Annotated in this window: 25 protein-coding genes; 20 read left to right on the forward strand and 5 right to left on the reverse strand. The window is 75.0% G+C overall.

The genetic code is table 11. The features are described from left to right. Window positions 1-197: 197 nt before the first annotated feature. Window positions 198-722: a hypothetical protein gene (locus JD79_RS14825; protein WP_110006146.1), complete on the reverse strand. Its 525-nt coding sequence runs from the start codon at window positions 720-722 to the stop codon at window positions 198-200. A gap of 153 nt (window positions 723-875) precedes the next feature. Between JD79_RS14825 and JD79_RS14830 the strand changes: the two genes are divergently transcribed. From JD79_RS14830 to JD79_RS14865, 8 genes are all read left to right on the forward strand, one after another. Beyond that, window positions 876-1,487, forward strand: coding sequence for a DUF1360 domain-containing protein (locus JD79_RS14830; RefSeq protein WP_110006147.1), 612 nt, complete (start codon window positions 876-878; stop codon window positions 1,485-1,487). A gap of 127 nt (window positions 1,488-1,614) precedes the next feature. Beyond that, entirely contained in the window at window positions 1,615-2,622 is a 1,008-nt protein-coding gene (ku, locus tag JD79_RS14835; protein WP_110006148.1) for a non-homologous end joining protein Ku, read from the forward strand. Between the two features lie 3 nt (window positions 2,623-2,625). After that, window positions 2,626-3,615 carry a non-homologous end-joining DNA ligase gene (gene ligD, locus JD79_RS14840; RefSeq protein WP_245900113.1) on the forward strand — a complete coding sequence of 330 codons (990 nt, stop codon included), beginning with the start codon at window positions 2,626-2,628 and terminating at the stop codon, window positions 3,613-3,615. A 10-nt stretch (window positions 3,616-3,625) separates the two neighbouring features. Beyond that, window positions 3,626-4,543 carry a non-homologous end-joining DNA ligase gene (gene ligD / locus JD79_RS14845; RefSeq protein WP_245900114.1) on the forward strand — a complete coding sequence of 306 codons (918 nt, stop codon included), beginning with the start codon at window positions 3,626-3,628 and terminating at the stop codon, window positions 4,541-4,543. A gap of 50 nt (window positions 4,544-4,593) precedes the next feature. Beyond that, on the forward strand, window positions 4,594-5,478 hold the full coding sequence (gene purU, locus JD79_RS14850; RefSeq protein WP_110006150.1) for a formyltetrahydrofolate deformylase: 885 nt from the start codon (window positions 4,594-4,596) through the stop codon (window positions 5,476-5,478). A gap of 57 nt (window positions 5,479-5,535) precedes the next feature. Further along, window positions 5,536-6,009: a Fur family transcriptional regulator gene (locus tag JD79_RS14855; RefSeq protein ID WP_110006151.1), complete on the forward strand. Its 474-nt coding sequence runs from the start codon at window positions 5,536-5,538 to the stop codon at window positions 6,007-6,009. Further along, window positions 6,006-7,664 carry a catalase gene (locus JD79_RS14860; RefSeq protein WP_110006152.1) on the forward strand — a complete coding sequence of 553 codons (1,659 nt, stop codon included), beginning with the start codon at window positions 6,006-6,008 and terminating at the stop codon, window positions 7,662-7,664. The genes JD79_RS14855 and JD79_RS14860 overlap by 4 nt, the downstream gene beginning before the upstream one ends. 182 nt (window positions 7,665-7,846) lie before the next feature. After that, window positions 7,847-9,166, forward strand: a complete 1,320-nt coding sequence (locus JD79_RS14865; RefSeq protein WP_110007739.1) for an MFS transporter — start codon at window positions 7,847-7,849, stop codon at window positions 9,164-9,166. 8 nt (window positions 9,167-9,174) lie between these two features. On the opposite strand, the gene JD79_RS14870 is transcribed toward JD79_RS14865, so the two are convergent. Both JD79_RS14870 and JD79_RS14875 read right to left on the reverse strand, forming a co-directional pair. Continuing rightward, window positions 9,175-10,122: a proteasome assembly chaperone family protein gene (locus JD79_RS14870; RefSeq protein ID WP_110006153.1), complete on the reverse strand. Its 948-nt coding sequence runs from the start codon at window positions 10,120-10,122 to the stop codon at window positions 9,175-9,177. A gap of 69 nt (window positions 10,123-10,191) precedes the next feature. Beyond that, window positions 10,192-11,250 (reverse strand): AI-2E family transporter, encoded by a 1,059-nt coding sequence (locus JD79_RS14875; RefSeq protein WP_245900115.1) that lies wholly within the window; start codon window positions 11,248-11,250, stop codon window positions 10,192-10,194. A gap of 449 nt (window positions 11,251-11,699) precedes the next feature. Between JD79_RS14875 and JD79_RS14880 the strand changes: the two genes are divergently transcribed. The 12 genes from JD79_RS14880 (at window position 11,700) to JD79_RS14935 (ending at window position 19,330) form a co-directional block, all read left to right on the forward strand. Continuing rightward, window positions 11,700-11,969: a hypothetical protein gene (locus JD79_RS14880; protein ID WP_110006154.1), complete on the forward strand. Its 270-nt coding sequence runs from the start codon at window positions 11,700-11,702 to the stop codon at window positions 11,967-11,969. A 54-nt stretch (window positions 11,970-12,023) separates the two neighbouring features. After that, a complete protein-coding gene (locus JD79_RS14885; protein ID WP_110006155.1) occupies window positions 12,024-12,488 on the forward strand; it encodes a PPOX class F420-dependent oxidoreductase in 465 nt (154 codons plus the stop codon). A 61-nt stretch (window positions 12,489-12,549) separates the two neighbouring features. Beyond that, window positions 12,550-13,095, forward strand: coding sequence for a hypothetical protein (locus JD79_RS14890; protein ID WP_146220457.1), 546 nt, complete (start codon window positions 12,550-12,552; stop codon window positions 13,093-13,095). Window positions 13,096-13,165: 70 nt separating this feature from the next. Then, window positions 13,166-13,705, forward strand: coding sequence for a hypothetical protein (locus JD79_RS14895; protein ID WP_110006157.1), 540 nt, complete (start codon window positions 13,166-13,168; stop codon window positions 13,703-13,705). Window positions 13,706-13,785: 80 nt separating this feature from the next. Beyond that, window positions 13,786-14,553 (forward strand): dienelactone hydrolase family protein, encoded by a 768-nt coding sequence (locus tag JD79_RS14900; RefSeq protein ID WP_110006158.1) that lies wholly within the window; start codon window positions 13,786-13,788, stop codon window positions 14,551-14,553. Continuing rightward, window positions 14,550-14,948, forward strand: a complete 399-nt coding sequence (locus JD79_RS14905; RefSeq protein WP_110006159.1) for an ankyrin repeat domain-containing protein — start codon at window positions 14,550-14,552, stop codon at window positions 14,946-14,948. The genes JD79_RS14900 and JD79_RS14905 overlap by 4 nt, the downstream gene beginning before the upstream one ends. Before the next feature lie 71 nt (window positions 14,949-15,019). After that, window positions 15,020-16,345, forward strand: a complete 1,326-nt coding sequence (locus JD79_RS14910) for an AI-2E family transporter (RefSeq protein ID WP_211307989.1) — start codon at window positions 15,020-15,022, stop codon at window positions 16,343-16,345. A gap of 97 nt (window positions 16,346-16,442) precedes the next feature. Then, the gene (locus JD79_RS14915; RefSeq protein ID WP_110006160.1) at window positions 16,443-16,706 is read left to right on the forward strand and encodes a hypothetical protein; all 264 of its coding nucleotides are present in this window, start codon (window positions 16,443-16,445) and stop codon (window positions 16,704-16,706) included. Beyond that, on the forward strand, window positions 16,703-17,218 hold the full coding sequence (locus tag JD79_RS14920) for an ATP-binding protein (RefSeq protein WP_245900116.1): 516 nt from the start codon (window positions 16,703-16,705) through the stop codon (window positions 17,216-17,218). The genes JD79_RS14915 and JD79_RS14920 overlap by 4 nt, the downstream gene beginning before the upstream one ends. A gap of 87 nt (window positions 17,219-17,305) precedes the next feature. Then, on the forward strand, window positions 17,306-17,725 hold the full coding sequence (locus JD79_RS14925; protein ID WP_110006161.1) for a DUF350 domain-containing protein: 420 nt from the start codon (window positions 17,306-17,308) through the stop codon (window positions 17,723-17,725). A gap of 151 nt (window positions 17,726-17,876) precedes the next feature. Further along, the gene (fabG, locus tag JD79_RS14930; protein ID WP_110006162.1) at window positions 17,877-18,638 is read left to right on the forward strand and encodes a 3-oxoacyl-ACP reductase FabG; all 762 of its coding nucleotides are present in this window, start codon (window positions 17,877-17,879) and stop codon (window positions 18,636-18,638) included. Window positions 18,639-18,709: 71 nt separating this feature from the next. Further along, entirely contained in the window at window positions 18,710-19,330 is a 621-nt protein-coding gene (locus JD79_RS14935) for an SGNH/GDSL hydrolase family protein (RefSeq protein WP_245900117.1), read from the forward strand. Between the two features lie 21 nt (window positions 19,331-19,351). Here JD79_RS14935 and JD79_RS14940 read toward each other — a convergent pair whose 3' ends face one another. Then, window positions 19,352-20,017: an NADPH-dependent F420 reductase gene (locus JD79_RS14940; protein ID WP_110006164.1), complete on the reverse strand. Its 666-nt coding sequence runs from the start codon at window positions 20,015-20,017 to the stop codon at window positions 19,352-19,354. Between the two features lie 28 nt (window positions 20,018-20,045). Further along, window positions 20,046-22,886: an FAD-binding and (Fe-S)-binding domain-containing protein gene (locus JD79_RS14945; protein ID WP_110006165.1), complete on the reverse strand. Its 2,841-nt coding sequence runs from the start codon at window positions 22,884-22,886 to the stop codon at window positions 20,046-20,048. Window positions 22,887-22,899: the final 13 nt, after the last annotated feature.

The following is a 22,899-nucleotide window of genomic DNA, read 5'->3' on the forward strand; positions in this document are numbered from 1 at the left end:
GGCGGGCCGGCTGTCGTGGGAGCACGCCGGAGGCGGTCGGCCGACCGGCGCGCGCGGCTGCCTGCTCAACCGCATTTACAACGTAGACAACCGAGTGGCCGCACGCCAACCAGCCCGGGCGGCGGCGGGGCGGCGGCCACCCGGGCGGGGGAGGTCGAGGAGGCGGGGGGCCGGTCGGCTCGCCGCGACGACGGCCCTCAGGTCCCCTCGACGACGTGCATGGCGCCCTCCTCGGGCCCCTCGCCGGCCACCGGGGCGTCGGCGAACGCCTCGACGTCGTCCCCCGTGCGGTTGGTGCCCGAGTCGCTGAGCGCGTCGGTGTCCTGGTCCTGGTCGAGCTGCGCGAACGCGCGGGACGGGTCCTCGGCCGGGCGCACGCCGGGGTCGTCGTCGGGGATCTCCTCCTCCAGGCGCTGCGTCAGCGACTCGCCCTCCTGCTGCTCGCGCGCCGTCGTCCCGAAGTCGACGGGCCGGTGGTCCTCCCGGTCGCCCGGCTCGGGGGCGAACTGCGGGTCCTCGGAGCGCTGCATGGTGGGGAAGTCGTCCTGCGAGACGTCCGGAACGCCGTTGTCCTCCGGGAACACGTCACGGGCGGTCTGGCCCTGCGAGCCCGGCGCCCCGCCCTCGTGGACCCCGGTCAGGCCACGCTCGTCGTCGGGGAAGTCGGCGTCGTTCTGCGCGCCGTGCAGCGCGCTCGTGCTGGTCGGGTCGGCCTCGGTCATCGGGTTCCTCTCCTCGGGCCGCCGGGAGGGGTGCCCCGGCGGCGGACTGCCCTCCCGCCTACCCGCCTCCTCGGGAGCCATGCGGGCCGGTTCGTGACGTGACGGGTCGCGCAGGGCGGCATGGCGCACCGGCCCGCCGGGTAGCGGAGGCGCATGGCGATCCAGGACGAGGTGGCGCGCATCGGGCAACCGGTCCGCCGCTGGGCGAGCGAGCAGGCACGCGGCTACGACGGCGGGCAGGGCCGCCCCCTGGGCGGGTTCCTGGGCGCCATGAGCGTCTACAGCACCGCGGTGGCCGCCGGCGCCGCGGCGGTGCGCGCCTCCGGCCGCGAGCTGCCGACCCGCATCCCGCTCGGCGACGCGGTGCTGCTCACCGTCGGCACCTTCCGGCTGGCCCGGCGGATCGCCAAGGACCCGGTGACCAGCCCGCTGCGCGCGCCGTTCGCCCGCTTCCAGGGCGCCTCCGGCGAGGCGGAGCTGGCCGAGGACCTGCGCGTCGAGCACGGCTGGAAGCACGCCGTCGGGGAACTGGTCACCTGCCCGTTCTGCCTCGCCCAGTGGGTGGGCACGGCCTTCGTGTTCTCCTACGTCGCCGCGCCGCGGGCCACCCGGCTGGCCGCGCTGACCATGACGATGGTGGCCGGCTCCGACGTCCTCCAGTTCGCCTACGACGCGCTGCAGACGAGCGTCACCGGCGGGGGCGACGAGCCCGGCGACGAGGACGGCGACGACGACCAGGCCGGCCGGCACGCCGAGCAGGACTGACAGCAGGACGCCCGCTTCCCCCGGGCGGAGGAGACCGGCGGCATCCGTGCTGCTGAGGGGGCCGACCCGCACCTATCCTGCGGGCCGGCCGTCCCGCGGTCGCGGAGCCCGGGGAAGGGGAGTGGACATGCGCTCGATCTGGCGCGGCGCGGTCTCGTTCGGCCTGGTCAGCATCGGGGTGAAGCTCTACACCGCGACCGAGGACAAGGACGTCCGCTTCCACCAGGTGCACGCCGTCGACGGCGGGCGGGTGAAGTACAAGCGGGTGTGCTCGATCGACGGCGAGGAGGTCGAGTACGGCGACATCGCCAAGGGCTTCGAGCTGCCCGACGGCCAGCTGGTGATCCTCACCGACGACGACCTCGCCGAGCTGCCCCTGGCCACGCGGCGCGAGATCGAGGTCCTGCAGTTCGTGGACCAGGCCGACATCGACCCGATCCAGTTCGAGAAGACCTACTACCTCGAGCCCGACGGCCCGGCCACGCGCCCGTACGTCCTGCTGCGCGACGCCCTGCAGAACACCGGCCGGGTCGCGATCACCAAGATCGCGCTGCGGCAGCGGGAGTCGCTGGCGGCGATGCGCGTCCGGGACGGCGTCCTGGTGCTGCACACCATGCGCTGGCCCGACGAGATCCGCCGTCCCGACTTCGGCTTCCTCGACGAGGACGTGTCCGTCCGGCCGCAGGAGCTGCAGATGGCCGAGGCGCTGATCACCTCGATGGCCGCCGACTTCGACCCCACGGAGTTCACCGACGACTACCGCGAGGCGATGACCTCGCTGCTCGAGGCCAAGCAGACCGGCGGCGAGGTGCAGCCGGTCCCCGAGACCGCCGACCCGGGCGCGGCCGTCGTCGACCTGATGAGCGCCCTGCGGCGCAGCGTCGAGCGGGCCCGCGGCGGTGCCGCCGCCGACGAGGACGCCGACGAGGACGAGGCGCCCGCGCGACCGGTCAGGAAGGCCCCGGCGAAGAAGGCCGCCGCGAAGAAGGCCCCCGCGAAGCGGGCCGCCGCGGCGCGGGACACGCCCGCCGACGAGGAGGCACCCGCCCGCCCTCGCGCGCGCAAGGTCACCGCGGCGGAGAAGGCACCGGCCGCGAAGGAGCCGGCCAAGCGGGCGTCCCGCCGCAGCGCCTGACCGGTGCCGCCCGTCCCGCTCCCCGGGCCGCCGGTGCCGGCGCCGATGCTCGCCGTCGCCGGCGAGCTGCCACCCGAGGCCGACGACGCGGCGTGGGGCTACGAGTTCAAGTGGGACGGCGTCCGTGCGCTGGCCGCGGTGCGCGACGGGCGGCTCGGACTGTGGGCGCGCAGCGGCACCGACATCGGCGACCGTTATCCCGAACTCGGTCGCCTACCGGGGGTCCTGGCGCGCGCCGACGCCGTCCTCGACGGCGAGGTGGTGGCCCTCGACCGGCTGGGCCGCCCGGACTTCGGGCTGCTGCAGAACCGCATGCACCGCACCGGCGGCCCCGAGGCCGCCCGGCTCGCGGCGGCCGTCCCGGTCACCTACCTGGTGTTCGACCTGCTCGTCGACGGCGGCCGCAGCCTCCTCGACCTGCCCTACGAGCAGCGGCGCGAGCGGCTCGACGCGCTCGGCCCGGAGGGGCACCGCTGGGTCGCCACGCCGTGGTTCCGCGGCGGTGGCGCCGACGTGCACGCGGCCAGCCGGGACAACGGGCTCGAAGGTGTGGTCGCCAAGCGGCTGGACTCGGCCTACCGGCCGGGCGTGCGCGCGCCGGAGTGGCGGAAGGTCAAGCACGTCCGCACGCAGAGCGTCGTCGTCGGCGGGTGGCGGCCGGGCAAGGGGCGGCGGGCGGGGGGAGTGGGCTCGCTGCTCGTCGGCGTCCACGACGACGAGGGCCGGCTGGTCTACGCCGGGCACGTGGGCACCGGGTTCACCGACGCCGCGCTCCGCGAGCTCGGCGGCCTGCTCACCCCCCGCCGCGGAACGCCCTTCGACGGCGGCGTGCCGCGCGACGTCGCCCGGGACGCGCGGTGGGCCGAGCCGGACCTCGTCGGCGAGGTGGCCTTCGCCGCGTGGACCGCCGACGGCCGGATGCGCCACCCTGCGTGGCGGGGGCTGCGCGAGGACGTCGACGCCGACGACGTCGTCGTGGAGTGGTCCCCGTGAGGGGGACGCGGTGAGGCAGCGGGTGCGGGTCGAGGGCCGGCAGCTGTCGGTGTCCAACCTCGAGAAGGTGCTGTTCCCCGAGGTCTCGTTCACCAAGGCCGCGGTCATCGACTACTACGTGCGGATCGCGCCGGTGCTGCTGCCGCACCTGTCCGGCCGGCCGGTCACCTTCACCCGCTGGCCCGACGGTGTCGAGGGGCAGGCGTTCTACGAGAAGAACAGCGCCCGGCACGCGCCGGACTGGGTGCGCAAGGTGACCGTGCCCAGCCCCGGCAGCTCGAAGGACCGGGAGGTGCTGGAGATGGTGGTCCTGGAGACCGTCGCCGACCTCGCGTGGGCGGCCAACCTGGCGGCGCTGGAGCTGCACGTGCCGCAGTGGCAGGTGGGCAGCAGGCTGCAGCCGACGCTGCCCGACCTGCTCGTCCTCGACCTCGACCCCGGCCCGGACGCCGGCATCCGCGAGTGCTGCGACGTGGCCGAGCGGCTGCGAGTGCGGCTGGTCGACGACGGGCTGGACCCGGTGGTGAAGACGTCGGGCTCCAAGGGCGTGCAGGTCTACGCGCCCATCCGGGTCACCGACCGCGAGCACCCCAGCCGCTACGCGAAGGCGCTGGCCCAGGAGCTGTCGGCCGAGACGCCCGACCGCGTCGTCTGGCGGATGGAGAAGGTGCTGCGGCCGGGCAAGGTGCTCATCGACTGGAGCCAGAACAACCCGGCCAAGACCACGGTCGCGCCCTACTCCCTGCGCGCCCGCCCCGACGCCCCGGTCTCGACGCCGATCGGCTGGGACGAGGTGGACGCCGTCCGCGGCGGCGCCGACCCCGGCGAGCTGCGGTTCCGCACCGAGGAGGTGCTGGCCCGGGTGGAGGAGTACGGCGACCTGTTCGACGTCGCCGACCGCACCCGCGCCCGCCTGCCCTCCCTCTGAGGAAGGACCCCTGGGCGGCAGGAACGGCCGTCTCTGCCACGATTCGAGCCGTGTCCGCCGCCCCGCTCGCGCACGACCCCGCCTCTCCCGACCTCGGGCGACTGGTGGTCCGCTGCCCGGACCGGCCGGGGATCGTCGCGGTGCTCTCCCGGCTCCTGGCCGACGTCGGCGCCAACATCACCGAGTCGCAGCAGCACTCCTCCGACCCCACCGGCGGCGTGTTCACGCTGCGGCTGGAGTTCGTCCTGCCGGGTCTGACCACCCGCCGCCGGCAGCTGGAGGGCGCGCTGGAGCTGCTGGCGGCCCAGTGGGACCTGACCTGGCGGCTGACCGAGGCCGCGCGCCGGCCACGGCTGGCGGTGTTCGTGAGCAGGACCGACCACGTGCTGCAGGAGCTGCTCTACCGCGTGCGCGCCGGTGACCTGCGCGCCGACATCACCGCCGTCGTCTCCAACCACCCCGACCTCGAGCCGGTGGCGACGGCGGCCGGCGTGCCGTTCCACCACGTGCCGGTCACCCCGGAGACCAAGGCCGAGGCGGAGGCACGGGCCCTGGAGCTGGTCGGCGACGTCGACCTGGTGGTGCTCGCCCGCTACATGCAGATCGTCTCCGCCGACTTCTGCGGCCGCTTCCCGGAGCGGCTGATCAACATCCACCACAGCTTCCTGCCGGCCTTCGTCGGGGCCAACCCGTACCGGGCCGCGCACGACCGCGGGGTCAAGCTGATCGGGGCGACGGCGCACTACGTGACCGCCGACCTCGACGCCGGCCCGATCATCGAGCAGGAGGTGGCGCGGGTCGACCACCGCGCCACGGTGGAGGACATGCGCCGCATCGGCCGCTACGTCGAGCGCCAGGTGCTCGCCCAGGCCGTGACCTGGCACGTGGAGGAGCGGGTCGTCGTCGAGGGCGACCGCACCATCGTCTTCGCCTAGCGGCCCCCGCGTGTCTTGATTTGACTGGGTCAAGACAAGCGGGTTGAGTGGGAGTCGATGGAGACGACGTGGGCGCCCCGGCTGCGCGCGGCCGGGTTGCGGGTCACGCGGCCCCGGCTCGCCGTCCTCGACGCCCTCGCCGACCATCCCCACGCCGACGCGGACACGCTGGTCACGGTGGCCCGCGAGGCGCACCCCACGATCTCGCCGCAGGCCGTCTACGGCGTGCTCAAGGCGCTGGTCGCCGTCGGTCTGGCCCGCAGGGTCGAGCCCGCCGGCGCGCCCGCCCTGTACGAGGTCCGCGTGGGGGACAACCACCACCACCTGGTCTGCCGCTCCTGCGGTGTGGTCGTAGACGTCGACTGCACCGTCGGGACGGCTCCGTGCCTGACCCCCTCGGACACGGCGGGTTTCGTCGTGGACGAGGCGGAGGTCGTCTTCTGGGGCCTGTGCCGCGACTGTCGGGCACGGACGCCGGAGCGCGCCGCTCAGGTCCTTCAGCACCACAATCGAGGAGGAGCACACGCATGACCGATGTCGCATCGCAGGGTCCGGCACCGAGCGAGGCCGACCGCCCGGTCCTGACCAACCGTCAGGGCCACCCGGTCTACGACAACCAGAACCAGCGGACGGTGGGGGCCCGCGGCCCGGCCACGCTGGAGAACTACCAGTTCCTCGAGAAGATCAGCCACTTCGACCGCGAGCGCATCCCCGAGCGCGTCGTGCACGCCCGTGGCGTGACCGCCTACGGCTACTTCGAGGCCGACGGCACCGTCGGCGACGAGCCGATCGCGCGGTACACCCGCGCGGGGCTGTTCCAGGAGAAGGGCAAGCGCACCGACGTCGCGCTGCGGTTCTCCACCGTGGCCGGTGGCCGGGACTCCTCGGAGATGGCCCGCGACCCCCGCGGCTTCGCGGTGAAGTTCTACACCGAGGAGGGCAACTGGGACCTCGTCGGCAACAACCTCGGCGTCTTCTTCATCCGCGACGCCATCAAGTTCCCGGACTTCATCCACTCCCAGAAGCCGGACCCGGTCACCTTCGAGGCCAGCGTCGCCGAGCGGGCCTTCGACTTCTTCAGCCAGACCCCCGAGGCCATGCACATGGTGATGCTCGTCTTCAGCCCCCGCGGGCTGCCGGCGTCGTACCGGACCATGCAGGGCTTCGGCGTGAACACCTACAAGTGGGTCAACGCGCAGGGTGAGACCAAGCTGGTCAAGTACCACTGGCTGCCCAAGCAGGGCGTGAAGTCCTACACCGCCGAGGACGCCGCCAAGATCCAGGCGCAGACCCTCGGCGCCCACACCAAGGACCTCTACGACTCCATCGCGGCCGGCGACTTCCCCTCGTGGGAGCTGCACGTCCAGCTGATGGACGACCACGAGCACCCCGAGCTGGACTTCGACCCCCTGGACGACACCAAGGTGTGGCCGGAGGAGGTCTTCCCGCTCCGCAAGGTCGGCACGATGACGCTGGACCGGATGCCCGAGGACTTCTTCGCGGAGAACGAGCAGATCTCCTTCGGCACCGGTGTGCTGGTCGACGGGCTGGACTTCTCCGACGACAAGATGCTGGTCGGCCGGACGTTCTCCTACTCCGACACCCAGCGCTACCGGGTGGGCCCGAACTACCTCCAGCTGCCGGTCAACCGGCCGAAGGCGCGGGTCGCCACCAACCAGCAGGGTGGCCAGATGTCCTACGGCCGCGACGACGTGGGCACCAACCCGCACGTCAACTACGAGCCCTCGATCACCGGCGGCCTGCGCGAGGCGCAGTACCCGACCCACGACGAGCAGGGCCCGGAGATCGTCGGCCGGCTCACCCGCAAGCGGATCCCGCGCACGAACGACTACGCGCAGGCCGGCGAGCGCTACCTGCTCTCCGACCAGTGGGAGAAGGACGACCTGGTCACCAACCTGGTCGGTGCCCTCCAGCAGTGCCGCCGCGAGATCCAGGAGCGGATGGTCTGGCACTTCTTCATGGTCGAGGACGAGCTGGGCCAGCGGGTCGGCGATGCCCTGGGCATCTCCGCGGACGACGTCCGCGGCCTGCCGCCGCTGCAGACGCAGACCCTCAGCGAGGAGGAGCAGCAGCGCGCCGCCAACCTGGGCAAGAACGGGCCGCGGGACGTCAGCGGGCACGTGATGACCCACTGCGTCCCCAACGAGCGGGTCGTCGTCGCCTGACGTCCCCTCGACGCTGACACGGCGGGCCGCGACCGGGATCCCCGGTCGCGGCCCGTCGCCGTCTGCGGGTGCTCCCGGTTCCTTCCGCTGGGCGGGAGCCGAGTGGGGGAGGGCGGCGGGCACTCCTACCGTCGGACGACCCGTGCCCCGCTCCTGCTGATGCCCTCGCCGTGGAGGACCCGATGAGCTCGATCCCGACGCGTGCCCAGGCCCCGGGTGGTGCCGCCGTCCGCGCCGCCGGCTGGGTGGCTCCGCTGTGCTGGATCGCCGTGCTGCTCGACGGCTTCGACCTCGTCGTCGTCCCGACGACGCTCCAGGGGTTGTCCGACGACTGGGGACTGACCGCCGGCGGCGGCAGCGCACTGATCACCGTCGGCCTGGTCGGCATGATGGTCGGGGCACTGAGCATCGGCACGCTCACCGACCTCCTGGGCCGGCGCAAGGCGCTCATCGCCGCGGTGGTCACGTTCTCCCTGCTGACGCTGCTGTGCGCGTTCGCCCCCAACCCGGTCGTGTTCGGGGCGCTGCGCTTCCTCGCCGGCCTCGGCCTCGGCGGGTGCCTGCCGACGGCGATCGCGATGGTCAACGAGTTCAGCCGCGGCGCCCGCGGCGGCCGGGCGACGACCACGATGATGACCGGCTACCACGTCGGCGCCGTGGCCACCTCGGCGCTGGGCATCCTCGTCGTCGAGTCGCTGGGCTGGCGCTGGATGTACGTGATCGGCGCACTGCCGGCGCTGGTGCTCGTCCCGCTCATGCTGCGGCACCTGCCCGAGTCCGCCGCCTACCTCGCCTCGCACGGCCGCCGTGCCGAGGCCGAGGAGCTGGCCCGCCGCTACGGCCTCGAGCTCGAGGAGCCGGCCACGACGGTCGACCCGCACGCCGGCCGGGCGAGCGCCGGGGGTGCCGCGGCGACCCTCGCGACGCTGTTCCGCGGCGGCTACCTGCGCAACACCCTGGCGATCGGCGTCACGTCGTTCATGGGCCTGCTGCTGGTCTACGGCCTGAACAACTGGCTGCCGGGGATCATGCGCGAGGCCGGCTACGACCTCGGCGCCCAGCTGGCCTTCCTCACCGTGCTCAACCTCGGCGCGATCGCCGGCCTGCTGGTGGCCGGCGCGGTCGCCGACCGGATCGGCCCGCGGCCGGCCGGGATCGCCTGGTTCGGCGTCGCCGCCGTCCTGCTGGCGCTGCTGTCCATCCGGCTGCCGCTGGTGGGCATCTACCTGATGGTCTTCCTCACCGGCTGCTTCGTCTTCAGCGCGCAGGTGCTGGTGTACGCCCTGGTGAGCAGGAACCACCCGCCGCAGGTGCGCGGTACCGCGCTCGGCTGGTCGGCCGGTGCCGGCCGGATCGGTGCCATCGTCGGGCCCATCGTCGCCGGTCTGCTCGTCGGTGCCGGCGTGGCCTTCCCGTGGGGCTTCTACATGTTCGCCGCGGTCGGCCTGCTCGGCGCCGCCGCCCTGGCGGTCACCCGGGCGTCAGGCCGTCCCGCGGCCTGAGGGCGGCGTCACTCCCGGCGACGGTCCTGCTCGGCGAGGAAGCGCTCGAACTCCGCGCCGAGCTCGTCGCCGCTGGGGACCTCCCCGACGTCGCCGAGCAGGTCGCTGCCCTCGCGGGCGGCGGTGAACTGGTCGTACTGCTGCTCCAGCGCGGCGACCACCGCGGTGTTGTCGGCGGAGCGGGCGATCTGCTCGTCGACCTCGGTGCGGTGCTGCTGGGCGGCCTCCCGCAGCGTCTCGGTGGGCAGCAGCAGCCCGGTGAGCCGGCCCAGGTGCTCGAGCAGGGTGAGCGTGGCGGCCGGGTAGGTCGCCTGGGCGAGGTAGTGCGGCACGTGCGCGGCGACGCCCAGGGCGTCCACGCCGGCCTCGCCGAGCCGCAGCTCGAGCAGCGCCGACGCGCTGCCGGGGACGCGCAGCTCACCCCAGTACACGGGGTAGGACTCGATGAGCTGCCGGCGCGTGGCGTGCGCGGTGACGGTGACCGGCCGGGTGTGCGGCACCGGCATGGGGATCGCCTGCAGCGCCACGACCGAGGTCACGCCGAGCCGCTCGACGAGCCCGGCGACGGCGGCGACGAAGCCCTCCCACCGGTAGTCCGGCTCGGGCCCGGTCAGCACGAGGAACGGCTCACCGGAGTCGTCCTCCACCGCCGACAGCAGGATCTCCGGCGCGGCGAAGTCCTCGTACCGGTCGCCGTTGAACGACATCCGGGGACGCCGGGCGCGGTAGTCGACCAGCAGGTCGGCGTCGAACCGGGCGATCGTGCGGTGCGGCAGCGTGGCCAGCAGGTGGGCGGTGGCCAGCGCGGAGGAGGACGCGGCGTCGAAGTCGCCGGAGAGGGCGTGCACCAGCACCAGGCCGCGCCGGTCGGCGCCTCGCGTCACCGCCTGCTCGGCGGCGAGGAAGGGATCGGCCTCGGGGGTGAGCTCGACGAGCTCCTCCGGTCGCTGCGCCACGGTGGGCCTCCTGCTGGTCGGACGTCACCCCGAGCAGCGACGCCGGACCCGCCGGCATTCCCGCGGAGGTCAGCCAGGGGTGCCCGATGCGCGGGTGAGGACGGCGCCCTCGTCGTCCCCGCTGACCCGGGTGTGCGTGCCGTCGCCGGCCACCTCGGGGTGCCGGCCGTCGAAGACGTCGCGCGTGTACCGGTAGACGACCGCGATCAGCGCGGCCACCGGGACGCTGAGGAAGGCGCCGATGATCCCGGCGAGGCTGCTGCCGGCGGTGACGGCGAGGATGACCACCGCGGAGTGCAGGTTGAAGCCCCGGCCCTGGATGATCGGCTGCAGGACGTTGCCCTCGATCTGCTGCACCAGCAGCACGATCCCGAAGATGATCAGCGCGACCGTGAAGCCCTCGTCGACCAGCGCGATCAGCACGGCGAAGGCGCCGGCGACGAAGGCGCCGATGATCGGGATGAACGCGCCGAAGAACGTCAGCACGGCCAGCGGGATCACCAGCGGGACGTCGAAGATCCACAGCCCGATGCCGATGAACAGGGCGTCGACGAACCCGACCAGCGCCTGCTGCTTGATGAACTCCGACAGGGTCGACCAGGTCTTCTGCGACAGGGCGGCCACGTGCGGCGCGGCCCTCGGCCCGGTCTGGGCGGCCAGCCACGGCACCCAGCGGGGGCCGTCCTTGATGAAGAAGAACGCCAGCAGCAGGGCCAGGAGGAGGTTGAGCAGGCCGTTGCCGACGGCGGTCGCCCCGGTGGCGGCGTAGCCCGCGATGTTGGAGGCGTTGGACTGCACCGAGTTGATCGCCTGGTCGACGTACCGGCCGATCTGCTCCTGGTCCAGGTTGAACGGCGGGCCCTGCAGCCACTGCTGCACCTGTTCCAGGCCGTCGGCGGCCTGGTCGGCGAGCTCGGTGACCTGGTCGGCCACCTGCGGCGCGATGACCGCGATCAGCCCGCCGAGCAGGCCGAGGAACGCCAGCAGCACGACCGCCGCGGCGAGGGCCGGGGGCCAGCCGTGCCGGCGCAGGAAGCGCGTCGGCGGCCACAGCACCGTGGCGAACAGCAGCCCGAGGATGACCGGCAGCAGGACGACCCAGAGCTTCCCGAACACCCAGCCGAGCACGACGAGACCGGCGCTGATGAGCAGCAGCTGGGCCGAGGCGATCGCGAGGGCGCGGCTGGCCGAGCGGGCGCGCTCGCCGCGCTGCCAGCCGGGGCCGGGGCGACGGTGGCGTCGTGGTCGGCGCCGCGCGGGTCGCCGGGGCCGCCCTCGCCGGTGAGCGCGGGAGCGGGTCCGCCACCGGAGTCGGGCGGGAGGCCCGTACCGGCGTGCGCCGCCGCGCGGGGGCCGGCCGCGGCGCTGCTGCCACCGGCGGCACCGGTGCCCGCGGGGGCGCCGCCACCGGCAGGGACGTCGTCCCGGCGTCCGGGCAGGCGGAACCTCATGCCGACATCGCACCACGGATCACGGCACTCCACCGTCCGGGCGCAGGTGCCCGGGTCAGGAGCCCGGGCACGGGGTAGGGCGCGGGTGCCGGGGACCCCGCCCCGGCCCGACCAGGAGGTCCCGACGTGTCCGAGGTCCCACAGCCGGTCACCGACAACAGCGTCAAGGTGCGTCAGCTGTCGCACTACCAGTTCAGCTGGATCGCCGGGGAGCCCGGCAAGCCAGGCACGTACACCCTGCAGCTCGTCCTCGACCAGGGCGCGTGGGAGGAGATCCTCACCCTCGACCCGGACGACGCCGACAACCTGCAGGACCTGCTCGCCAACACCGAGACGGTGCACTACGACATCGACCGCCGGGTGCTGATGTTCGGCGTGACGAAGACCGGCTCCTGACCGCCGGCACGGCCCCGGCGCCCGGCGGACGGGGGCGCCGCTAGCGTCGGGGTCGTGCCCAGGACCGCCAGAGCCGACCGGGTCGAGCGCGCCGAGCTGCTCGACTTCCTCCGCCCCCGGCACCGCGCGGTGCTGCTGACCCGCCGCCGCGAGGGTGGCGTGCAGCTGTCGCCGGTGACCTACGGCGTCGACGCCGAGGGGCGGGTCGTCGTCTCCACCTATCCGCAGCGCGCCAAGGTGCGCAACGCCCGCCGCGACCCCGCCGTCTCGCTGTGCGTCCTGTCCGACGAGTTCGACGACGCGTGGGTGCAGGTGGACGGCCGCGCCGAGGTGCTCGACCTGCCCGAGGCGCTGGAGCCGCTGGTCGAGTACTTCCGGTCCATCAGCGGCGAGCACCCCGACTGGGACGAGTACCGCGCCGCGATGGCCCGGCAGGGCAAGTCGCTGCTGCGGATCACGGTCGAGGCCTGGGGTCCGGTGGCCACCGGCGGCTTCCCGCCGGAGCTCGCGCAGACCTGAGCGGCACGCCGGGCAAGCCCAGGAGCTTGCACGCGGCCCGGCCGGCCGCGACGCTGCGCGCGTGCCCCTGGCCCTCGCCTGCGCCCCGCGGGCCGCGGGCGCCGTCGCGGGAGGACCACCGGCGGTGCTCGGGTCCCGGGCGCGGCCGGTCGGCGAGGGCTGGGTCGCCGTCGTCGACGACGCCGCCGCGGCCGTCGACGCCGTCGTCGCGCTGGTGCGCGCGGGTGGCCTCCGGATCGGGGTGGGCGCGGCGCCGACCGGTCCGGACGACGCCCCGGTGACGCTGGCCGCGCGCCGCGCACTGGAGGCCGCCGGGCGCCGCCCGGCGCGGCTGGCGGTGCGCGGGACCGACCCCGAGGCGGCCGCCGACGCCCAGGCGGTGCTCACCGCCCTCGCCGTCCTCCTCGCCCGGCGCAGTGCCGCGGCGTGGGCGGCCGTCGACCTGGTCGCCGCCGGGGTGACCCGGGCCGCGGCCGCCGCGGCGCTCGGCGTCTCGCGGCAGGCGGTCGCCCAGCGGCTGGCCGCGGCCTCCTGGGACCTCGAGCGGGAGCTGCGGCCCACCGCGGCCCGGCTGCTCGACCGCGCCGCCGGCCGGACGCCCGGTTAGGGGACACCCCCGCGCGGCGTGATCACCGCACGCGGGAGGATGCGGTGGTCCCGCTCCCCAGGAGGCTCCCGTGTCCGAACCCGTGCAGCCGCGGCGCAACGCCGAGCTCCTCGGCGTCTACGTCAACGACCACCTGGCCTCGGCCACCGGCGGCATCGAGCTGGTCTGCCGGATGATCGGCGTGCACCGCGGCTCGCGCTGGGAGGCGCCGCTGGTGCAGCTGCTCGACGAGCTGCGCGACGAGAAGTCCTCGCTGCTCGCCACGGCGCGGGCGCTGGGCGTCCCCGTGCGCCAGTACAAGCAGCTCGGCGTGTGGCTGGCCGAGAAGGTCACCCGCGCCAAGCTGAACGGGCGGTTCCTCTCGCGCTCGCCGCTGTCGGACCTCGTCGAGTTCGAGTTCCTCGCCTCGGGGGTGCGCGCCAAGCGCAGCGGCTTCGAGACCCTGCGGATCGTGGCGGAGGTCGACGACCGCCTCGACAAGCCCGAGCTCGACCGGCTCATCGACCAGGCGCACCGCCAGTACGAGTGGCTCACCGACGCCCGCCGCGACGTCGCCGCCGACGTCTTCGGCGGCCGGGCGCGGGCCGCGGAGCGCACCGGGGGTCACTGAGCACCGGGTCGCCGAGCACCGGGTCGCCGAGCACCGGGGTCGTCGAGCAGCGCCGCAGACGGGCTGGTAGCACTGCGGGCATGTGCCACGACCCCGCCAGCCGCCCGCCCGCACCGCCGCGCACCGGCGCGGTGGGCGAGACCGGGCAGACCGTCCTCACCGCGGCCGACGGCACGCAGTTCTCCGCCGCCTACGCACTGCCCGCCGACGTCGCCGCCGCGACCGCCGGGGTGGTCGTCCTGCCCGACATCCGCGGCCTGCACCCCTACTACGTGGCGCTGGCCGAGCGGTTCGCCGAGGCCGGCGTCCCCGCCGTCGCGCTCGACTGGTTCGGGCGCACCGCCGGTCCCGCCGAGGGCGGCACCCGCGACGCCGGCTTCGACTGGCAGGCCCACGTCCCGCAGACGACCCCCGAGGGCGTCGACGCCGACCTCACCGCCGCGATCGCCGAGCTGCGTCGGCGCACCCGACCGGAGCTGCCGGTGGTGACGGTCGGCTTCTGCTTCGGCGGCAGCCACTCCTGGCGGCAGGCCGGCGGCGACCTCGACGTCGCCGCCTGCGCCGGGTTCTACGGCCGCCCGGCGATGGTCGGCGACGCCGCCGCCCGCGCCTCCCGCCCGACGCTGGTGCTGATCGCGGGCGCCGACGCCGCGACACCCGTCGAGGACCAGCTCGCCCTGGCCGAGACCATGCGCGGGGGCGGAGCCGACGTCACCACCGCCGTCTACGACGGCGCGCCGCACTCCTTCTTCGACCGGGCCGCGCCGGAGTGGGAGGACGCCTGCCAGGACGCGTGGCGCCGCCTGCTCGACCTCGTCGACCGGGTCGGCGGCGGGGCGGCGTCGTGAGCGAGCCGATCGACCCCGGCGTCCTCGAGCTGGCCCGGCGGGTCTTCGACCTCGCCCGCTCCGGGCAGACCGAGGAGCTCGCCGCCTACGTCGACGCCGGCGTGCCGGTCGACCTGACCAACGAGAAGGGCGACACGCTGCTCATCCTGGCCGCCTACCACGACCACCCGGAGACGGTCGCCGCGCTGCTGGCCCGCGGCGCCGACTCCGGGCGGGCCAACGACCGGGGGCAGACGGCGTTGGCCGCGGCGGTGTTCCGCCGCTCGCAGGCCGGGGTGCGGATCCTGCTCGACGCCGGTGCCGACCCCGACGCCGGCGGGCCCAGCGCCCGCGAGACCGCGGCGTTCTTCGACCTGCCGGAGATGACCGCGCTGCTCGACCGCGGCGTGGGCTGAGGCTCCCACCGGGAGCAGCCCCGGCGTGACACCCTGGTGTGCCACGTCACCGAACGGGGGGAGGGACGTCCATGGTCGCGCAGTCGCAGCTGCCCGGCCCGGCTGCGGACCGGCCGCAGTCCGGGGCCTCCCGGCTGGTCCCGCCGCCGGAGGCGACCGAGCTGGCCGGCGACCTGTCCGTGGACGACGTCGTCGGCGCCCTCCGCCCCGGCGGCGAGCCGGACGGGGACCCGGCCCCGGAGCCGGCCGCCCTGGCCGGCAGCCGGGTGCTGCCGCGCTGGCTGCTGATGCTCGTCGGTGCCGCCGCCGCGACGATCGCCATCGCCGGGGTGCGCGAGATCGCGTGGCTGATCGCGCCGGTGATGCTGGCCCTCGTCGTCGTCGTGGCGCTCATGCCGGTGCAGCGCTGGCTGCTGCGCCACCACGTGCCGCGCTGGGCGGCGGCCACCGTGCTGCTGGTGCTCGTCTGGGGCGTGCTGCTCGGGCTGGGCTCGCTGCTGGTGGTGGCGATCGCCCAGTTCGCCGTCCTGCTGCCCGACTACGCGCCGCAGTTCGCCGTCCTGCTCGACGACACCGTCCGACGGCTCGACGAGGCCGGGCTGTCCTCCACGCAGATCGAGAACCTCGTCGACCGGTTCGACTACGGCCAGCTCGTCGGCGTGGCCACCGGCCTGCTCGCCCGGGTCACCGACACCGCCTCGACGCTGGTCCTCCTGCTCTCCGCGATGGTCTTCCTGGCCATCGAGTCCGGCGGGTTCGGCCGGCGGCTGGCGCTCGTCGCCGAGGAGCGGCCGCACCTGCCGATCGCACTGGGCCTGTTCGCCCGCGGCACGCGGAGCTACCTGCTGGTCAGCACGGTCTTCGGCGCGATCGTGGCCGTGGGGGACACCGTCGCGCTCGCGATCCTCGACGTGCCGCTGCCGGTGCTGTGGGGCCTGCTGTCGTTCATCACCAACTACGTGCCCAACATCGGCTTCGTGCTCGGCGTCATCCCGCCGGCGCTGCTCGGCCTGCTCGACGGCGGCTGGACCGAGTTCTGGGTGATCCTCGGCGTCTACGCGCTGCTCAACTTCGTCGTCCAGACGCTCATCCAGCCGCGCTTCGTCGGCGACTCGGTCGGCCTGTCGATGACGGTCACCTTCCTCGCCCTGCTGTTCTGGGGCTGGGTGCTGGGCGCGCTGGGCGCGCTGCTGGCCATCCCGCTGACGCTGCTGGTCAAGGCGCTGCTGGTCGACGTCGACCCGCGCGGGCACTGGCTCGACGCCCTCCTGCGGGAGGAGCCACGGCCCCCGCGGACCAGCCGTGCCCGCAAGCGCGCGCACGACCGCCGGGCCGCGCTCGCGTCGGTGCGGTCCCTGCACCCGCACTGGCCCTCGAGGCGCGGATCCCCGGACTGACCTGCGCAGACAGGCTCCCGGCACGGAATGTCGGACCCCAGGAGGACGTTGATCAGTAGTCGGGCACGGTGCCCGGCAGCACCCCTGAGGAGGACCCGTGAAGGGCGATCGCATCGAGGTCGTGATCGACGCCGGCGGCACGACCCGCACGTACGAGATCGAGGCCACCCGCGCCGGGCGGCGCGTCGACGTGAGCCACGGCCGCGGGGTCGTGGAGGTCGTCGAGAGCACCCGCGGCGGCACCCCGGTCCGCACCGCGCGGTTCATGTCCGGCCGCGTGCTCGCGCTGGTCGAGCACCCCGCGTCCCGCGTGGGGATGGACGACGACGAGCCGGTGACGGCGCTGCGCCGCACGGCATGAGCACGGACCTCCCCGTCCCCCGCCACCCGCACGCCCGTGGCGGGCTCCCGCGGGGAGGCCGGGACAGCGGGACCGACCCGGCCGGGGCCCCCGAGCTGGTGGTCATGGTCGGCCTGCAGGGTGCGGGCAAGTCGACGTGGGTGCAGCGGCACCTGGCCGCCACGCACGCCGTGGTCAGCAAGGACCACTGGCCCCGCGCCCGCCGGCGGGAGGCCCGCCAGCAGCGGGTCGTCGCCGGGCTGCTCGCGGGCGGGCGCAGCGTCGTCGTCGACAACACGAACCCCTCGCCGGAGGAGCGCGCGCCGCTCGTGGTCGCGGCCCGCGCCGCCGGTGTCCCGGTGCGCGCGGTGTGGGTGGACACCCCGCTGGAGCAGTGTCTGGCCCGCAACGACGCCCGCGAGGGCCACGCCCGCGTGCCCCTGGTCGGCGTCCTGGCCGCGCGGTCGCGGTTCCGCCCTCCGACGGAGGACGAGGGGTTCGAACGGGTCGACGTCGTCCGCCCCGGGAGCTGACGACGCGGGGCGCCCTGTGCGGTCCTGGGAGCCGGTGCGGTAGACACTGCACGCCCGTCCGCCCCAGCCCCTCCCGGAGGTCCCCTCGTGCTGGCCAGCATCGGCTACGCCGTCGCCTACACCGCCGTCGGCCTCGTGCTGCTGGCCGTCGGCTACCTCGCCCTCGACCTGCTGACGCCCGGCCACCTGGGCCGGCGCATCTACGAGGACCGGTCGGTGAGCGCGGCGATCGTGCTGTCGGCGGGCTTCCTCGCCCAGGGCGCGATCATCTTCACCACGATCTGGACCAACGCCACCTCCGGGTTCGGCCAGGCGCTGCTCTACACCGTGGTGTTCGGCGTGCTGGGCGTCCTGCTGCAGGCGGTCGCGTTCCTCGCCCTCGACCTGCTCACGCCGGGGAAGATGGGCGCCCTCGTCACCGAGGTCGGCTTCCACCCCGCGAGCCTGGTCAGCGCCGCGGCCCAGCTGTCGGTGGCCGCGATCATCGTCGCCTCGATCTGGCCCTGATCTGCGGTCCGGCGGGGCCGCCGGAGGAACGCCCGGGGCCCGACGTAACGTGTCCGGCGCAGCGTGGGCTACCCGCCGGTACCTCCCGGTGGGCGGCCCCGGACCGGACGGCCGGCGACGACGCCGCCCCACCCCAGCGAGAGGAACTCCCATGAGCGAGGCAACCCCCCGCGTCGCCATCGTGACCGGCGCCGCGCGCGGCATCGGCGCCGCGACGGCGCAGCGGCTGGCCGCCGACGGGTACGCCGTGGCCGTGCTCGACCTCGACGAGGCGAACACCAAGGAGACCGTGCAGGCCATCGAGGCCGCCGGCGGCACGGCGCTCGGCGTGGGTGCCGACGTCAGCGACGCCGAGCAGGTGCAGGCCGCCGTCGACCGGGTCGCCGCCGAGCTCGGCGCGCCCGTCGTGCTCGTCAACAACGCCGGCGTCACCCGCGACAACATGCTGTTCAAGATGACCGAGGTCGACTGGGACGTCGTCATGAACGTGCACCTGCGCGGTGCCTTCCTCATGAGCCGGGCCTGCCAGAAGTACATGGTCGACGCCGGGTTCGGCCGGATCGTCAACCTCTCGAGCGTCTCGGCGCTGGGCAACCGCGGCCAGGCCAACTACGCCACCGCCAAGGCCGGCCTGCAGGGCTTCACCAAGACCCTGGCCATCGAGCTCGGCAAGTTCGGCGTCACCGCCAACGCCATCGCCCCCGGCTTCATCCAGACCGAGATGACCAGGGCGACCGCGGAGCGCATGGGCATCGCCTTCGACGACTTCATCAAGGGCGCCGCCTCGCAGATCCCGGTGGCCCGCGTCGGCCAGCCCGAGGACATCGCCCACCTCGTGTCGTTCTTCGTCAGCGAGGGCGCCGGCTTCGTGTCCGGCCAGGTCGTCTACGCCGCAGGCGGCCCGCGCGCGTAAGCGCAGCCCCTGAGACGTACCGCATGCCGGCCGGCGGGCACAGCGCCCCGCCGGCCGGCGTTGCACCGGTCGTGACCGACCCGATCCGCCTCGTCGTCCTCGGTGACTCGATCGCGTACGGCAGCGGTGCCGCCCGCGTCGAGGACGGCCTCGGCCCGCGGCTGGCGCAGGTCCTGCGCAGCGAGGGCATCGACACCGACCTCACCGTGCTGGCCGTGCCCGGCGCGGTCTCCCGCGACCTCGCCGCCCAGGTGCGCCGGGCAGCCCCGCTGGGCGCCGACCTCGCCGTCGTGGTGATCGGCGCCAACGACCTCGCCCGCTTCCTCCCCGCCGACGCCGCGACCGCCGCGCTCGGCGCCGCCGTCCGGGACCTGCAGGCCGCCGGCACCGACGTCGTCGTGGTCCCCGCACCGGACATGTCCAGCGTGCCGTTCGTGCCGCCGGCGCTGCGGCCGGTCGTGCGGGCCGCGTGCGCGCTGCTGCAGCAGCGCCAGGCCGAGGTCGCCGTCGCGCACGGTGCCACCGTCGCCGCGGTGTCGGCCGAGGTGGGCGCCGCGTTCGGCCGCGACCCGTCGCTGTTCTCCGCCGACCGGTTCCACCCCTCGTCGGCCGGCTACGCGCGGATCGCCGCGGCGCTGGCCCCCACCGTGCTGGCCGCCGCCCGCGACCGCCGGGACCGCCGGGCCGCCTGAGCGACCCGGCGGCCCCGCCGCTCACACGTCGCGGTAGCGCCTGGCCGCGGCGAGCGCCGCGGTGAGCCCGCCGGCGTCGAGGTCGGCGCCGTAGCCGGGGGTGTCGCGCTGGATGCGCCAGCCCTCGGCCAGCGGGCCGAGGTCGACGACGTCGAAGCCGAGCTCGTCGATGAACGAGGCCACCGTCTCCTTGGCCGACGCGTCGTCGCCGGCGATCGCCAGCGCCCGCCGGTTCGGCGTCCCCGGCGGGGTCCGGCGGGCGGTGATGTCCGCGGCGAGGATGTGGTTGAACGCCTTGACCACGCGCGAGGTGGGCAGGTGGTCCTGCAGCAGCTCGGCGGTCGTCGTCGTCTCGTCGTCGAGGGCCGCGATGTGCCCGTCGCGCTGCGGGTAGTAGTTGTTGGTGTCGATGACGACCTTGCCGGCCAGCGGCTCGACCGGGACGTCGTCGACCGCCTTGAGCGGCACGGTGACCACGACCAGGTCACCCGCGGCACCGGCCTCGGCGGCCGTGGCCGCCCGGACGGTGCCCTTCCGCGACGGGCGGTCGCCGAGGGCGTCGACGAGACCGGCGAGGGTCTCGGGGCCGCGGGAGTTGGAGAGCACGACGTCGTAGCCGATGTCGCCGGCTGCCTGCGCGAGCGCCGTGCCGATGTGGCCGGCGCCGATGATGCCGAGAGTGGTCATGCCCCGCGGCAACGCGCCGGCCGGCGGCTCATTCCCGGTCCAGCGCGTCGGCCAGGAGCTCGGCGAGGTGCCGCCCCGGCCGGTCGGCCAGCTGGTCGAGCTGCGTGCGGCAGGAGAACCCGTCGGCCAGGACGACCGCGTCCGGGCCGGCCTCCCGGACGGCGGGCAGCAGCTGCTGCTCGGCGATCGCCACCGACACCTCGTGGTGGCCGCGCTCGACGCCCCAGTTGCCCGCCAGCCCGCAGCAGCCGCCGAGCCGGGTGACCGTCGCGCCGGCGCTGCGCAGCAGCCGCTCGTCGGTCGCCCAGCCCATCACCGCGTGGTGGTGGCAGTGCGGCTGCGCGACCACCTCGACGCCGGCCAGCGACGGCGGCGTCCAGCCCTCGGTGGCGGTGAGCAGCTCGGCGAGCGTCCGCGTCCCGGCGGCGACCCGTGCAGCGGCCGGGTCGTCGAGCAGCTCGACGGCGTCGCTGCGCAGCGCCGCGGTGCACGAGGGCTCCACGCCCACGATCGGGATGCCCGCGTCGGCCAGCGGCGCCAGCTCGTGCACGGTGTCGCCGAGGATGCGCCGCGCGGTGTCGAGCTGCCCGGTCGTCGTCCAGGTCAGGCCGCAGCAGGTGTCGTCGCCGGGCACCTGCACCGAGTAGCCCGCCGCCTCGAGCACCCGCGCCGCGGCCAGGGCGACCTGCGGGGCGAAGTGGTCGGTGAACGAGTCCACCCAGAGCGCCACCGGGGCCCCGTTCCCGGGGCGCGCCGTCCACTGCTGCCGGAAGGTGCGCGGTGCGAAGGCGGGCAGCGAGCGCCGCCGGTCCACGCCGGCGCCCCACTTCGCCACCCGCCCGCCGAACCGCGAGCGCATCACCGCGTTGACCAGCCGCGGCGCCCGCGCCGCGAGGTCGGACCACATCGGCAGCCTGCCCAGCGTGTAGTGCGACAGCGGCCGGATCCGGCGGCGGTAGCTCTGGTGCAGCACCTCGGACTTGTAGCTGGCCATGTCCACGCCGGTCGGGCAGTCGCGGGAGCAGCCCTTGCACGACAGGCACAGGTCCAGCGCCTCGTGCACCTCCGGCGAGCGCCAGTCCCGCACCGGGCCGCCGGGGGCGAGCATCTCCTGCAGGACCCGGGCCCGGCCGCGCGTGGAGTCCTTCTCCTCGCGGGTGGCCGGGTACGAGGGGCACATCACCGCGACGCCCGACGGCTCGGCCCGGCACTTGCCGACGCCGGTGCAGCGGTGCACGGCGTTGGAGAAGTCGCCGCCGTCGTGCCGGTAGAGCAGGGCCAGGGTGGGCGAGTCGCTGCGGCGCAGCCGCGGCGCCGCGGCGACCCGGACGTCGTCGTCGAGGCGGGCCGGGCGCACCAGCACGCCGGGGTTGAGCACGTCGTCGGGGTCGAACAGGCCCTTGACCCGCGCGAACAGGTCGAGCGCGGCGGGGGAGTACATGCTGCTGAGCAGCTCGCTGCGGGCGCGGCCGTCGCCGTGCTCGCCCGACACCGACCCCCCGTAGCGGGCGACCAGCCGGGCGGCGTCCTCCACGAAGGCGCGGTAGGCGGCCCGGCCGCGGTCGGGCTCGCGGCCGAACGGGAAGTCGATGCGCACGTGCACGCAGCCGTCGCCGAAGTGCCCGTACGGCACGCCCTGCAGCCCGTGCCCGTCGAGCAGCGCGTCGAACTCGCGCAGGTAGGCGCCCAGCGAGGTCACCGGGACCGCGGCGTCCTCCCAGCCGGCGTGCGCGGGCCGGCCGTCGGAGGTGCGCGCGGCCAGCCCGGCGCCGTCCTCGCGGATCCGCCAGATCGCCGCGGCGTGCGCGACGTCGGTGACCACCGTGCTGTCCAGCGCCCCGGCGTCGGCGACCACGGCCGCGCCCTTGGCCTGCACCTCGGCGACGGTGTCGCCGGTCAGCTCCACGATCAGCCAGCCGGCGCCCTTCGGCAGGTCGGGCACGACGGCGGCCGGCACGTCGCGCAGCCGCTGCACGATCCGCTCGTCGAGGCCCTCGACGGCGGTCGGCCCGTGCCGCAGCAGCCCCGGGGTGGCGTCGGCAGCCTCGGCCATCGACGGGTAGCCGAGCACGACCAGCCCGCGGTACGGCGCGTCGGCGACCAGCCGCACGGTGGCGCCGAGGACGACGGCCAGCGTCCCCTCGCTGCCGACCAGCGCGCGGGCGACGTCGAAGCCGTGCTCGGGCAGCAGGTGCTCCAGCGAGTAGCCCGACACCTGCCGGCCGAACGTGCCGAGCTCGGTGCGGATGGTGGCGAGCTCGCCGGCGACGAGGGTGCGCAGGTCGTCGAGGCCGGGGGCCGCGGACCCGGAGGCCAACCGCAGCCGCTGCCCGGAGCCGGTGACGACGTCGAGGCCCACCACGTTGTCCGACGTGCGGCCGTAGCCCAGCGCCCGCGAGCCGCAGGCGTTGTTGCCGATCATCCCGCCGATCGTGCAGCGGTTGGACGTGCTCGGGTCGGGGCCGAAGCGCAGCCCGGCCGGCCGGGCCGCCGCCTGCAGCGCGGCCTGCACGACGCCGGGGTCGACGACGGCGGTGCGCGTCTCGGCGTCGACGGAGTGCACCCGGTGCAGGTACCGGCTGGTGTCGACGACGACGCCGGTGCCCACGGCGTTCCCGGCGATCGAGGTGCCCGCGCCGCGCATGGTCAGCGGCACGCCGAGGTCGCGGCAGACCTCCAGGGCGGCGACCACCTCGTCGGCGGCGCGCGGGCGGACGACGGCGCGCGGCAGCACGCGGTAGAGCGAGCCGTCGGAGGAGTACAGCGCGCGGGCGAGGCCCGAGTCGTCGACGTCGGCGATCCCGGCCCGGCGCAGGGCGGCGGTGACCTCGGCGGTGTCCTGGGTGCTCCGGGTGTCGACGGTGCTCACCGGCCCAGTGTCC

This window comes from Geodermatophilus normandii (assembly GCF_003182485.1).
Lineage (GTDB): Bacteria > Actinomycetota > Actinomycetes > Mycobacteriales > Geodermatophilaceae > Geodermatophilus > Geodermatophilus normandii.